Annotated in this window: 10 protein-coding genes and 1 pseudogene; 3 read left to right on the top strand and 8 right to left on the bottom strand. The window is 62.0% G+C overall.

Annotated elements, in window-relative coordinates:
• Positions 1-9 precede the first annotated feature (9 nt).
• The 3 genes from ACLK1G_RS01555 to ACLK1G_RS01545 all read right to left on the bottom strand — a co-directional run bounded on the left by ACLK1G_RS01555 (position 10) and on the right by ACLK1G_RS01545 (position 3,022).
• Positions 10-840 (bottom strand): amidohydrolase family protein, encoded by an 831-nt coding sequence (locus tag ACLK1G_RS01555; RefSeq protein ID WP_420763792.1) that lies wholly within the window; start codon positions 838-840, stop codon positions 10-12.
• A 30-nt stretch (positions 841-870) separates the two neighbouring features.
• Positions 871-2,160: an MFS transporter gene (locus tag ACLK1G_RS01550; protein ID WP_420763791.1), complete on the bottom strand. Its 1,290-nt coding sequence runs from the start codon at positions 2,158-2,160 to the stop codon at positions 871-873.
• 130 nt (positions 2,161-2,290) lie between these two features.
• Entirely contained in the window at positions 2,291-3,022 is a 732-nt protein-coding gene (locus ACLK1G_RS01545; RefSeq protein WP_420763790.1) for a GntR family transcriptional regulator, read from the bottom strand.
• A gap of 280 nt (positions 3,023-3,302) precedes the next feature.
• Between ACLK1G_RS01545 and ACLK1G_RS01540 the strand changes: the two genes are divergently transcribed.
• Positions 3,303-5,003, top strand: coding sequence for an amidase (locus ACLK1G_RS01540; protein ID WP_420763789.1), 1,701 nt, complete (start codon positions 3,303-3,305; stop codon positions 5,001-5,003).
• Positions 5,004-5,065: 62 nt separating this feature from the next.
• Here the strand turns inward: ACLK1G_RS01540 and ACLK1G_RS01535 are convergent, their stop codons facing one another.
• Positions 5,066-5,857, bottom strand: coding sequence for an EAL domain-containing protein (locus ACLK1G_RS01535; protein ID WP_420763788.1), 792 nt, complete (start codon positions 5,855-5,857; stop codon positions 5,066-5,068).
• A gap of 178 nt (positions 5,858-6,035) precedes the next feature.
• Between ACLK1G_RS01535 and ACLK1G_RS01530 the strand changes: the two are divergent.
• A pseudogene (locus tag ACLK1G_RS01530) lies at positions 6,036-6,158 on the top strand (OprD family outer membrane porin); the annotation flags it as partial.
• An 84-nt stretch (positions 6,159-6,242) separates the two neighbouring features.
• On the opposite strand, the gene ACLK1G_RS01525 reads toward ACLK1G_RS01530, so the two are convergent.
• From ACLK1G_RS01525 to ACLK1G_RS01510, 4 genes are all read right to left on the bottom strand, one after another.
• Positions 6,243-7,535 carry a PQQ-dependent sugar dehydrogenase gene (locus tag ACLK1G_RS01525; protein WP_420763787.1) on the bottom strand — a complete coding sequence of 431 codons (1,293 nt, stop codon included), beginning with the start codon at positions 7,533-7,535 and terminating at the stop codon, positions 6,243-6,245.
• Positions 7,532-7,960, bottom strand: coding sequence for a DUF2231 domain-containing protein (locus ACLK1G_RS01520; protein WP_420763786.1), 429 nt, complete (start codon positions 7,958-7,960; stop codon positions 7,532-7,534). The genes ACLK1G_RS01525 and ACLK1G_RS01520 overlap by 4 nt, the downstream gene beginning before the upstream one ends.
• Before the next feature lie 92 nt (positions 7,961-8,052).
• The gene (locus tag ACLK1G_RS01515) at positions 8,053-10,053 is read right to left on the bottom strand and encodes a M10 family metallopeptidase C-terminal domain-containing protein (RefSeq protein WP_420763785.1); all 2,001 of its coding nucleotides are present in this window, start codon (positions 10,051-10,053) and stop codon (positions 8,053-8,055) included.
• A gap of 124 nt (positions 10,054-10,177) precedes the next feature.
• Positions 10,178-11,101, bottom strand: a complete 924-nt coding sequence (locus ACLK1G_RS01510; RefSeq protein WP_420763784.1) for a LysR family transcriptional regulator — start codon at positions 11,099-11,101, stop codon at positions 10,178-10,180.
• A gap of 113 nt (positions 11,102-11,214) precedes the next feature.
• Here ACLK1G_RS01510 and ACLK1G_RS01505 point away from each other — a divergent pair, with 113 nt between their 5' ends.
• Positions 11,215-12,210, top strand: coding sequence for an aldo/keto reductase (locus ACLK1G_RS01505; protein WP_420763783.1), 996 nt, complete (start codon positions 11,215-11,217; stop codon positions 12,208-12,210).
• The last annotated feature ends 231 nt before the right edge of the window (positions 12,211-12,441 follow it).

Below are 12,441 nucleotides of genomic sequence, written 5' to 3'. Positions count from 1 at the left end.
GGGCGCGTCTTAAAACTTGAATAATCTGCGGGGGGTTTCCACCATGAGCGCGCGCAAGAGCGGCGCCGGGCATTGCAAAGCCCGCAACTGCCGAACCACGGTGTCGAAGCCCAAGACGCCTTCATGTTGTGTATGTGGCCAATCGCTGCCCCACACCATCCGATGAGGGCCCAGGCTCTGCTCCAGCATCGCCAACGCGGAGCGGGCGAAGTCGAGATTTTCTCGATCCGTCCCCGCCAATCGGTAGATGCCCGAGACCTTCATCCAGACTTGCCCGCCGAGCCCCAACTCAAGCAGCTCGGCGAAACCCGGTTGGTCGAGGCCCAGACGGGCATCCGGACGACCGAAATGGTCGACCACCAGGCGGATGCCAAAAGGGATCAGTTGGCTGATCAACCCGGCCAGTTGGTCGATCGGCGCATGCAGTTCCACGTGCCAGTCCAACTCGGCAAGATGCGCCAGGAAGCCTTTCCACCTTGTCTCGCAAAAATCAGGCACGGCCTTGCCCATCAGGTTCAAGCGAACGCCGACCACCCCCAGCCGTGCCATTTCATTCAGCACGGTCCGGCTGATCTCGGGTTCCACCACCACAACGCCGCGCAGTTGCCCCGGTGCCTGCCGGAGGGCGGCCAGCAGGTAACGGTTATCGGTGCCGAGAAAGCTCGGCTGGACCAATACCCCATGGCTCAGGCCGTGGGAACGCAGGTGATCCAGGTATTGCGCAAGCGTGGCGTCATAATCCGGTGTGTAGCGCCGCACCGCAGCCAGCTCCAGTTCACGGCTGAACACATGGGCATGGCTGTCGATGCCGGTGATCGGCGTAGTGCAGGTATCAACCATTGGTCTTCATCTTTCAAAAATAAGCAGTGATCAGGCCCGGGCGCTCTCGGTGCCAGGCGCTACGTCCGGCGCAGGCGGCGCTGTGGCCTCAAGGCTGCGGCCTCGGGTTTCCGGCAGGCAAAGCGCCGCAAGCACCGCTACGCCGTAGGCAATGCCGGCGTCGATGCCGATGGCCGACCCCAGGGACATGGAGTCGCTCATATGACCAACCAGGAACGGAAACAGCGCCGAGAGGACCCGGCCGAAGTTGTAGCAAAAGCCGACACCGGCGCCGCGCACATCCGCCGGGTACAACTCGTTGAAAAACGCCCCGAGACTGGCCGGAATGCCGGCCGCGAAAAAGCCGAGGGGGAAACCCAGGAACAACATCTGGGTATTGGTCAGCGGCAGGAACACGTAGCACTGCACCGTCACGACGCAGCACAGCGCAAACAGCAGGATGTTCTTGCGCCGGCCGATGCGATCGATCAGCAGCCCGCTGACCACACAGCCACACCAGAAGGCGAAGATGATCACCGCCAGGTAGCCGCCGGAGTTGAGCACCGACAGGTTGCGTTCGGTCTTGAGGAACGTCGGCAGCCACGTCATCACCGCGTGGTAACCGCCGTGTGCCCCCAGCCCCAGCAAGCCACCGAACAATGTCACGCGAATCAACTCAGGGCGAAAGATACCGCCCAGGGACTTGAAAAAACTCTGGGGAATGGCCTGTTCCTTTTGCAGCCGTTGGAAGCTGTCCGGCTCCTCGACGTTGCGACGCACCCAGATGATCAGGAACGACGGCAGCAGGCCGACGATGAACATCACCCGCCAGGCCATGTCCTGCGGCACCAGGGAATAGATCAGTGTAAAGACGCCCACCGCCAACCCCCAGCCCACCGCCCAGGCACTCTGCACCGTGCCCATGACCTTGCCGCGGTATTTCGGATTGATCGTCTCGGCCATCAGCACCGCGCCGGCGGCCCATTCGCCACCGATCCCGAAGCCTTGCAGGGCCTTGACGATCAACAATTGATGGAAGCCTGTGACGAACGCCGACAGGAAGGTGAAGAACGAAAACCACAGGATCATCCACTGCAGCGTGCGCACCCGCCCGTAGCGATCGGACAGCGTCCCGCCCACCCAGCCACCCAGGGCCGAGGTCACCAGCGTGACCCCGCTGATCAGCCCCGCATCGCCTTTGGACAAGGCGAACGCGGCGATCAGCGCCGGGATCGCCAGGCCGAACATCTGAACTTCCAGCGCGTCGAGGGACCATCCGCCGAAACAGGCCCAGAACGTCTTACGCTCCCGGGAGGTGATTTGCCGATACCAACTGAACATGATTTTTATCCTTGTAGGTGGAACGAAAGGCAGCCGAGCGCGAACCGTGCCGCTGCAAGGCCCGTCAGGAAAAACACAAACGGCAAGGGCAGCGGTATTTGCTGCCGGGCGATCCGCTAACCCGGTGAAGTCAACGAATCTCTACGCTGTAGCGGAAATGCTCGGCATGCCCGCGCGAACGTCGCCACTCCAGCGGGTTGCCCGCGTAATCACGGGCCAGGCGCTCGATTACCACCACCGGGCTGTTGACCGGCACTTGCAACAACCGGGCATGCACGTCGTTGACTGACTCGGCGGTGAGGGTTTCCTGCGCATAAGCGACAACCTGCCCGCAGGTCTCTTCATAGATGGGATAAAGCAACGGGCCTTTGTGGTTCAGGTCGATTTCCAGCAACGGCTGGAATCGGCTGCGAGGCAGCCAGATCTCTTCGGCGAGCACGGGCTCGACGTCCAGCAGACGCACCCGCACGATACGAATCACCGCCGCCTCCACTGGCAGCCCCAACGCCTGGGCCACGGCTGACGGCGCCGCCACCGGCTCTACCGACAAGATGCGGCTCTCTGGAACCCGGCGCTCCCCGGACGCGGACTGAAAACGGAAGAAACGAAACAACGACGACTGGAACTGGGGGCGACGAATGAAGGTGCCTCGGCCCTGCTGACGCTCCAAGACGCCTTCGCTGACCAACGCATCGATCGCCTTGCGCACCGTCCCGGTGGACAGTTGGTATTCGGCTGAAAGCGCCGCCTCGGTGGGAATCGCCTCCCCCGGACGCCAGCGATTGTTGGCAATCTGCTCGGCCAATTGGTCGCGCAAACGTTGATAGAGCGGCAAGCGGGCATCGCTGGGCAGTGGGTTCATCAGACGTTATCTACCTTGTTATCTAGTCATCTATATGAATTTAGACGGAAGTATTCGCGCCCACGAATCTGTTGTCAAGAACGCCCGATTACCGCACGTCCCCTCGGACGGTCAGTGACAACGGCTGCCACGCCACGGGACATTCCTCGTGAATGGCTGGCGCTCTCGTAGTAAAGTCTGCAACCGATATCAGAACCCATTTTGAAAGACGTGAAGCCACCCGAACTTCGTTCGAACCAAGCCTCGCATCACGTCATTCGCCAGCCGCAGCGGTCATCGCATGATTGAAATCACCGAAGTCTCCATCGCCCAACTCCGGGCTGCGCTCGAATCCGGCCAGACCACGGCGGTCGAACTGGTCCAGGCCTACCTTGCCCGAATCGACGCCTACGACGGCCCCGAAACGCCCACGGCCCTCAACGCCGTGGTGGTTCGCAACCCCGACGCGCTGGAAGAGGCGAAAGCGTCGGATACCCGTCGGGCCAAGGGCCAGACACTGGGCCCGCTCGACGGCATTCCTTACACGGCCAAGGACAGTTATCTGGTGAAGGGCCTGACCGCTGCCTCTGGCAGCCCGGCCTTCAAGGACCTGGTTGCCTACCGCGACGCCTTCACCGTCGAGCGGCTGCGCGCCGCCGGGGCCATTTGCCTGGGCAAGACCAACATGCCGCCGATGGCGAACGGCGGCATGCAACGCGGCGTGTATGGCCGCGCCGAAAGCCCGTACAACGGTGACTACCTCACCGCGCCCTTTGCCTCCGGCTCGTCCAACGGTGCGGGCACCGCCACCGCCGCCAGCTTTGCCGCCTTTGGCCTCGCCGAAGAAACCTGGTCCAGCGGACGCGGCCCCGCGTCCAACAACGGGCTGTGCGCCTACACGCCTTCGCGGGGAGTGATCTCGGTGCGCGGCAATTGGCCGTTGACGCCAACCATGGACGTTGTCGTGCCCTTCGCCAGGACCATGGCCGACCTGCTCGAAGTGCTGGACGTGGTGGTGGCCAATGACCCCGACACCCGCGGAGACCTGTGGCGCCTGCAACCCTGGGTGCCGATTCCCTCCGTCGATTCCGTTCGTCCCGCGTCCTACCAAAGCCTTGCCGCCAAACCGCAGGTGCTGGCCGGCGTGCGCTTTGGGGTCCCGCGCATGTACATCAACGCCGACCCCGAGGCGGGCACGGCCGAAAAGCCAGGGATCGGTGGCCCGACCGGCCAGCGCATCATCACGCGCCCGTCGGTGATCGCTCTTTGGGAAGAAGCGCGCAAGGCTCTGCAAGCCCAGGGCGCCGAGGTGATCGAGGTGGATTTCCCGTTGGTATCCAACTGCGAGGGTGATCGCCCTGGCGCGCCGACCGTGTTCACCCGCGGCCTGGTGTCCAAGGAGTTCCTGCACCACGAATTGTGGGATCTATCGGCCTGGGCATTCGATGATTTCCTGCGGGCCAACGGTGATCCGAAACTCAATCGCCTGGCCGACGTCGACGGACCGCTGATTTTCCCCCACGACCCTGGCACCCTGCCCAACCGCGAGGACGACCTTGCCGCCGGCATGGACGAGTACGTGAAGATGGCCCAGCGCGGAATCACGCCGTGGGACCAGATTCCTACCTTGCCTGATGGCTTGCGAGGTCTCGAAGAGACGCGCCGGATCGACTTGGAAGATTGGATGGCGCGCCTGGGCCTCGATGCGGTGATCTTCCCCACGGTGGCCGACGTCGGCCCAGCGGATGCGGACGTCAATCCAGCCTCGGCCGACATCGCCTGGAGCAATGGGGTCTGGGTCGCCAACGGCAACCTCGCCATCCGCCACCTGGGCGTGCCCACCGTCACCGTGCCGATGGGCGTCATGGCAGACATCGGCATGCCTGTCGGCCTGACGTTCGCCGGCCGAGCCTATGACGATTCGAAGCTGTTGCAGCTGGCTTCGGCGTTCGAGTCGCTGGGATCGAAACGGATGATCCCGCCGCGGACTCCGCCGTTGTAACCACAACAGCACCGCCCTGGTAAAAGCAGGCCCACCCCGGTGAGGCCTGCGTCACCATTGCTTCAAGCTATCGGTTGATCAAAGCTTCCGACCGCCAGCCGGCCGATTTCGGGCCGCGCATAAAGAAATCCTTGCATCAATTCGATGCCCATCGCCAGCAGCGTAGCGCTCTCTTCGCGCGTCTCGACGCCCTCGGCAATGATGGTAATCCCCAGCCGGTTGGCGACCAGGATGATCCCCTCGACGATGGCACGCTTGACCGGATCGTGATCGATGCCTCGGGTCAGCGCCATGTCGATTTTCAGCACCTGGGGTTGGAACAGCGCCAACAGGTTGAGCCCTGAGTAGCCAGACCCGAAATCATCGATGGCCGTGGTGAAACCCTGGCGCTCATATTCCATGAAAATCGATTTCAAGTGATCCGGGTCGTCGACACGCTCGCCTTCCGTCACTTCGAACATCAGCCTGTCTGGCGGAAAGCCGGTCTGACGCGCAGCCTCCAGGGTTGCGCGAATGCAGGTCTCGGCCCGGTAGACGGCGTTGGGCAGGAAGTTGATGCTGAGCAGGCAACCGGGAATCTCCAGGATACCCAGCCGAGCGGCTTCTTCGATGGCCTTCACGCGACAGGCCTGGTCGAATCGGTAGCGGTTGCTGTCGTTCACCAGCCCCAGGATATGGCCGGCCGACTCACCCTTCAGGCCTCGGACCAACGCCTCGTACGCAAACGCCTGGCGCGTGCGGACATTGAAGATGGGTTGGAACGCCATGGTGAATTCGAACCCCAGCGCCTCGTGGTCGCGACACTCGGCGCAGCCAAGGGACTTGAAGTTGGGATGGGAAGAAGATTGGGTCATGATCTGTGTTCCGTCGCGTCAGCGGGCGTCCCTGTGAAGCAGAAACTATAGGCAATACCCTTGAGTCGGCACGGGCGCGGCTTTCTGGAGTGCTATCGGGTCCGTTATCGTATGACCGGTGGGTCAAATCAGGCGTTCATTCGATTGTCTGAACGTAATTAACAACGATTAACTCGCGGCCAAGGACTTGTCGTTGCAGCTGTCCCACGTCACCCATCGCGCCAACAGCGCCCAGGCCGGCGATGACATCGACAGGCTGTACATCGTCATCCAGTACCCACTCAAACTGGGCCCGTTCTGAAGGCGCAAAAAACGGTCGAACAGTGTTTCCGCTTAGTCAGTCATGGAGGTTGCCCGGGACGACGATCCGCCCCGGGCTTGGGGATCATGGCTTGCGGGTTACACGCCAGACCGTGTTCGCCAGGTCGTCGGCGATGATCAAGGCACCCCGAGGATCGACCGTCACGCCCACTGGCCGCCCCCGGGTCTTGCCATCGGACCCGCGAAAGCCAGTCGCGAAATCCACCGGCTCACCGGCGGGCCGCCCGTTGCTGAACGGCACGAAGATCACCTTGTAGCCTACAGGCTGGTCACGGTTCCAACTGCCGTGCTCACCCACGAACGCCCCTTCGGCGAACTGTTCGCCCATGGCCGGAATCGAAAAATCGACACCCAGGGCGGCGACGTGGGACCCCAGGCTGTAGTCGGGCTTGACCGCAGCGGCGACTTTTTGCGGATCCTGCGGCTGCGCCCGTGGATCGACGTTCTGCCCCCAATAGCTATAGGGCCACCCGTAGAACGCGCCTTCGCGCACCGAAGTCAGGTAATCCGGCACCAGGTCGGGCCCTAACTCGTCCCGCTCGTTGACCACCGCCCACAACTGCCCGGAACCAGGTTCGACCTTCAACGCCGTCGGGTTGCGCAGGCCGGTCGCATAAGGCTTGTGGGCGCCCGTCTCGGCGTCGATCTGCCAGACCATCGCTCGGTCGATCTCGACTTCCATGCCGCGCTCGGTGACGTTGCTGTTGGAACCGATACCGACATACAGCGAGCGCCCGTCGGGGCTGATGGCCAACGCCTTGGTCCAGTGATGGTTGATCGCCGACGGTAGATCAGTGACCTTGACGGGCGCCCCGCTGGCCTTGGTCTGGCCCTCCTGGTAGTCGAAGCGGACCAGCGCATCCTGGTTCGCCACGTACAGCTTGCCGTCGGCAAACGCCAGCCCATAGGGCGCGTTGAGGTTTTCGGCGAAGACAGTCTTGAGCTCGTAAGTGCCATCGCCATCGGCGTCGCGCAACAGGGTCAGGCGGTTACCGCCCTTGACCTGCGTGTTGCCCTTCGCCTTGATGACGCTGGCGATCACATCCTTGGGCTTCAACTTCGGTGCATTTCCGCCTCTGCCTTCGGCCACCAGGATATCGCCGTTGGGCAAGACGAGGGTCTGGCGCGGTATTTTCAGGTCGGTGGCGATGGCGGTGATCTCGTAGCCTTGCGGCACCGTAGGCTTCTGGTCACCCCAAGCCACCGGCTCGGCGATTTTCATGCTGGGCAGGAGGCTACGCTGGGGCTCCGGCAACTTCGGGTCCGGACCGCGCGCTTGCGTGGCGTCCCCTTCGCCTCCGCAACCGCTCAACAGCAGGGCCATGCTCAAGGCCGTCAATGGGATGCGAGAGTTCATTGCTCACCTCCCGAACGCAGGTTGGTCAGCCCGACCCATGCCGCCACGCAGGCCAGCAAGGTCACGACGACGGACAATGCCAGGCCCTGGGGCATCGCGGCCCAGGCGTCCTTGGCGTGCTCGAAGGCGTTGATCAGCCCCAGCACCCAGGTGACGAGCAACAACAGGAAATAGCCTACCGGACGACCGGCCTTGTGGTCCGCGCGAATCAGATTGACCAGCGCGAACACCAACGCCAGCCCACAAAACAGCAACCCACCGGCAATCAACCAGGAGGCGAAATTGCTCCATTGGATCTGGTAGGTCTTGTAGTAAGCGATGTCGCTGAGCAGGCCCCCGAGAAACAGTGGAACCGTGCCGGCAAGCAGGACCGCATGGAGCGGTCCCGGCGTGCTTCGGTAGATAGGATGGGCGGTAACGGTCATGACAACTCCTTTTCGGTCGCGGTGATACGCCTTGGAAAAGGATCGTGTCGGGAGCGCGTTAGTTCCGACATTTTTACTCGCAGGCAGACCGTCTACCCGAACTGTTCCGGGGCCGCGACGCCCAAGAGTTGCAGTTGCGCAAAGGGCTCGTCACCTGAAGCGAAAATAAAGTTCTTGTCGCTCAGTTGCGCTGCCACATTCCCCTCCAGGGTGACCTCGAATCGGCGCCCCTCGTCATCCGCCTCATAGCTTTTCAGGTAGGTCCGCTGGCCGTCTTCACTGACGACCGCTTGCAGCGTTTTGTTATAGCCGCTCCAGAACTCGGTGAAGCCCAACGCCGACACGTCGATCTTGTCCGTGAGCGGATCGAAGTCGATGATCCGATCCTGGAAATTGCCGTCGGCCGTGCGAAAGCTGTCATCGAGAGCATCGAAGCGGAAAACATCCCAACCCTCGCCGCCGCTGAGCACGTCGCGTCCCAGCCCGCCGTCGATGACATCGTGCCCATTGCCGCCCGAAACGACATCGTTACCGGCGCCGGCGACAATCTGGTCACCGACCACCGAACCCATCAGTCGGTCGGCTGACTCGGTCCCCTGGATCAGGTGCGGCGCGAATACCACGTTGGTTTCATCGAGGGCCTGAGCCACGTCGCCATCCAGGACCAATTCGAAACGATGCCCCCGCCCGTCCGCGTCGAAGCTTTTCAGATAGGTTCGCGTTCCGGCCTCGTTGACGTGCACCGCCAGGGTTCCATCCAACCCGTTGCCGAACCCGCTGAACCCCAGCGACGTCAAATCGATCCGATCCAGATCGGCGTCGAAGTCGACGATTCGATCGCTGACGGCCTGGTTGTCGGTGCGATAACTGTCGCCGATCGTACTGACCCGGAAGACATCGGCACCGGCTCCGCCCTCCAGCACGTCCCGTTGTCCAGCGCCATCAAGCAAGTCGGCACCGTCATGGCCGCTGAGTCGTTCCGGGACATAGGTGCCTGACAGGACGTCATCGCCCCGCCCTCCATCGATGCCCGGCAACACACCGTCAAGTGCGCCGAAGGTGGTATCGAGCGTGCCATCGGGGTTGAGCCGGATAAGGCTGAAATCAGCGTTGCCGAAATAGGTGCTCTGCCCCGCCACCAGGATTTTCCCGTCCGCCAGAACGGTAATGTCCCTAGCCATGTCCCGATCACCGGTCAGGTCGATCACCGCGACGCCAGCGTTGCCGAAACTTGTGTCCAGAGTGCCGTCCTGGTTCAGCCTGATGATCTTGAAATCAAAACCGCTGCCATTTTGTTCGCCGCCACCGGCCAACAGGATCTTGCCATCGGCCTGGACGGTGACCGAGGCTGCCAGGCCCGCCACCTGCGTATCGACCAGGCCGTCCGTACCGAAACTGCTGTCCAGGCTGCCGTCTGCATTCAAGCGCGCGACCACCATCTCGCCGTTGTAACCCGGCACCAGCAATTTGCCATCCGCTTGCAGGGTGAATCCGTACCCTTCCAGCGCGCCCATGTTCGGGATATTGAATTGGATGGCGTTGCCGCCATTGAAGGTCGAGTCAAGCGTTCCGTCGGCATTGAGGCGACTGACCGAAAACAGACTCTCGTAGCTGTCCTGATTCGACACCAGGATCTTGCCGTCAGGCTGTACCGTGGCACTGGCATAATCGCCCCAGGACCCCGGCACGATGGCCTTACCGTTGACACCAAACCCCTGGTCCACCGTGCCGTCGGTATTGAGCCGGATCATGGCGATGCCGGACGTGAATTGTGGGTAGACGAGCAGATACTTCCCGTCTGGCTGCACGGCCGCACTGTAGCCTTCCCCTGGGAAAATATCGTGAGGGAGCTGCGTCTTGCCGTCGTCGCTGAAGGTCGTATCGAGGGTGCCGTCGGCATTGAAGCGCATCAGGGAGGTCCGGTAGCCTTCGTACTCCCAATCCTTTTCTACCTTTGTCATGCCCGCCAGCCATATCGTGCCGTCCGGGGCCACCGCGATTTTCTTGGTGTCGTTGTAGCCGTCAAGGTCGACGAAGGTCTTCCCGGTGCCTGCTCGTGGGGCCAATCCTGCATTGCTGTGTGCGTTGTCCATGCTGAACCTCATGTGTCGATGAGACACTCCAGAAAATTTTCGCACCTTACAAAATAGCCATTCATGGCGGCTTCGCCAGTCTTGGATCCCATCAGCGCAACGCAGCGCCGTGCTTTTCCAAGCCTTACACCTTCATCATCAACTCGCCTTGGGCATCCGCTTCGCCATGGAGCAACTCGATCACCCAGTCGATAAACACCCGCACCCGGGGCGACAGTTGCCGATGGGGCGGATAGACCACCGAAATCGGCCATGACGGCACTGGATGTTCCGTCAACACTTGCACCAAGCGCCCTTCGGCCAACTGCCGCTGCACGTGGTAACGCGGCGCCTGAATCAAGCCGAGTCCCGCTTCGCAGGCCGACACGTAGGCGTCGGCATTGTTGACGGTCAGTTCCGACGACATGTTCAGCTCTCGCACCTGCCCCGCTGCCTCGAACTCGAACGGAAAAAAACGCCCATTGCCGGACGCGAAGCCAACGGCGCGGTGCCCGGACAATTCTTCAGGTCGCCGTGGCGTGCCCTCGCGAGCCAGGTACTGCGGGCTGGCGCAGGTCACTTGATGCAGCCGCACGATCGGCCGCGCCACCAGCGCCTGGTCAACGATATTGCCGGCCCGGATGGCGCAATCGACCCCCTCGCGTTGCAGATGCACTTGCCGATCATGGAAACCAAGGTCCAGTTGCAGCTGCGGATAGCGTCGATAGAAGTCCGCCAGGTTCGGCACGATCCAAGTGCAGCCGAAGGCGATCGGCATGTCCACGCGCAAGGTGCCCCGGGGTTGGCTCCGTTGCGTGGAGAGCGAGTTTTCCAGGTCGTCCAGTTCTTCCAACAAGTGGCCGCAGCGCTGGTAATAGGCTTCGCCGTCGAGGGTGGCACGCACTTGCCGGGTGGTGCGCTGCAACAACTGCACGCCCAAGTAGCTTTCCAACTGCTGGATCAACAAGCTGACGGTGGCCCTGGGCAGCCCCAGGTCATCGGCCGCCCTGCCAAAACCGCCCAGCTCGACGATGCGTCGGAATACTTGCATTGCCTGTAATCGGTCCATTATTCGGCTCACTGTTTAGAAATCACGAATAGTTAAACCAAAATCACCAGCTTTATCCATAAAACCAATTTAAGGAGACTGATCCCGTCATCTCAACCCAAAGGAACACTCTTATGATCACCCGCCAACTTGGCCATCAAGGCCCACACGTCAGCGCCATCGGCTTGGGCTGCATGGGCATGTCGGATTTCTACACCACCGGCGCGGATGAGCGAGAGGCAATCGCTACGCTCCACCGCGCCGTAGAACTGGGCGTAACACACTTCGACACCGCGGACATGTACGGGCCGCACACCAACGAGCAACTGGTGGGACAGGCTTTGCGCGGCAAGCGCGATGGGATTTTTCTGGCGAGCAAGTTCGGCCTGGTTCGCAGCGACGATCCACATGCCCGGGGCGTCGATGGTCGCCCGGAGTACGTCCGGCAATCGATCGACGGCAGCCTCAAGCGGCTCGGAACCGATTACCTGGATCTTTACTATCAACACCGAATCGACCCTCAGGTGCCGGTGGAAGAAACGATTGGCGCCATGGCCGAATTGGTCAAGGCCGGCAAGGTGCGCCACATCGGCATTTCGGAAGCCAGCGCCGAGACAATCGAGCGGGCCCATGCCGTGCATCCCCTGGCGGCGGTGCAAAGCGAATATTCGTTGTGGTCCAGGGAGCCGGAACACAACGGCGTGCTCGAAACCTGCCGACGCCTGGGAATCGCTTTTGTCGCCTACAGCCCGTTGGGGCGTGGTTTCCTGACGGGCGAGTTGAAGACGCCGGAGGACTTTGCCGCCGACGACTATCGGCGCTTCAATCCGCGTTTCGAGGCCGACAACTTCTATCGCAACCTCGCCCTGGTCGAACGAATCCGGGCCATGGCCGAGGACAAGCACATCAGCGCCGCGCAACTGGCCTTGGGCTGGGTACTGGCCCAGGGAAGCAATGTCACCGCGATCCCGGGCACCAAGCAGCGTCGGTACCTGGAAAGCAACGTCGCCGCCGCCAGCGTTTTCCTGAGCAGCGATGACTTGAATCATCTGGACGCCATTTTCGCCCCCGCAGGCGCCGTGGCCGGCGAGCGCTACAGTGCCGAGGTGATGACCTTGCTCGACGGCTGATCCTCACACCCACCGTGGCGAGGGAGCTTGCTCCCGCTCGGCTGCATAGCAGTGGCAAACAGCCGACGCGGTCTGCCCGAAGACCGCCGGGGACGGCTTCGCCGGCCAGCGGGAGCAAGCTCCCTCGCCACGGGTTATTCGATAGATGGAGTCATCGCGATGCGAGCGATTCTTGCTTACTGGAGATCCTCTGCTATGACTTAACCCCGTCACTTTCAGTATGTGAGGCAA

The organism is Pseudomonas algeriensis (assembly GCF_048847255.1).
Classification (GTDB): domain Bacteria; phylum Pseudomonadota; class Gammaproteobacteria; order Pseudomonadales; family Pseudomonadaceae; genus Aquipseudomonas.
This window is presented reverse-complemented; position numbering and strand designations above follow the sequence as displayed.

Excerpts from the sequence above, each read along its gene's own strand:
- ACLK1G_RS01555 (WP_420763792.1), bottom strand. The coding sequence starts at position 840 with ATGGTTGATACCTGCACTACGCCGATCACCGGCATCGACAGCCATGCC.
- ACLK1G_RS01550 (WP_420763791.1), bottom strand. The coding sequence starts at position 2,160 with ATGTTCAGTTGGTATCGGCAAATCACCTCCCGGGAGCGTAAGACGTTC.
- ACLK1G_RS01545 (WP_420763790.1), bottom strand. The coding sequence starts at position 3,022 with ATGAACCCACTGCCCAGCGATGCCCGCTTGCCGCTCTATCAACGTTTG.
- ACLK1G_RS01540 (WP_420763789.1), top strand. The coding sequence starts at position 3,303 with ATGATTGAAATCACCGAAGTCTCCATCGCCCAACTCCGGGCTGCGCTC.
- ACLK1G_RS01535 (WP_420763788.1), bottom strand. The coding sequence starts at position 5,857 with ATGACCCAATCTTCTTCCCATCCCAACTTCAAGTCCCTTGGCTGCGCC.
- ACLK1G_RS01525 (WP_420763787.1), bottom strand. The coding sequence starts at position 7,535 with ATGAACTCTCGCATCCCATTGACGGCCTTGAGCATGGCCCTGCTGTTG.
- ACLK1G_RS01520 (WP_420763786.1), bottom strand. The coding sequence starts at position 7,960 with ATGACCGTTACCGCCCATCCTATCTACCGAAGCACGCCGGGACCGCTC.
- ACLK1G_RS01515 (WP_420763785.1), bottom strand. The coding sequence starts at position 10,053 with ATGGACAACGCACACAGCAATGCAGGATTGGCCCCACGAGCAGGCACC.
- ACLK1G_RS01510 (WP_420763784.1), bottom strand. The coding sequence starts at position 11,101 with ATGGACCGATTACAGGCAATGCAAGTATTCCGACGCATCGTCGAGCTG.
- ACLK1G_RS01505 (WP_420763783.1), top strand. The coding sequence starts at position 11,215 with ATGATCACCCGCCAACTTGGCCATCAAGGCCCACACGTCAGCGCCATC.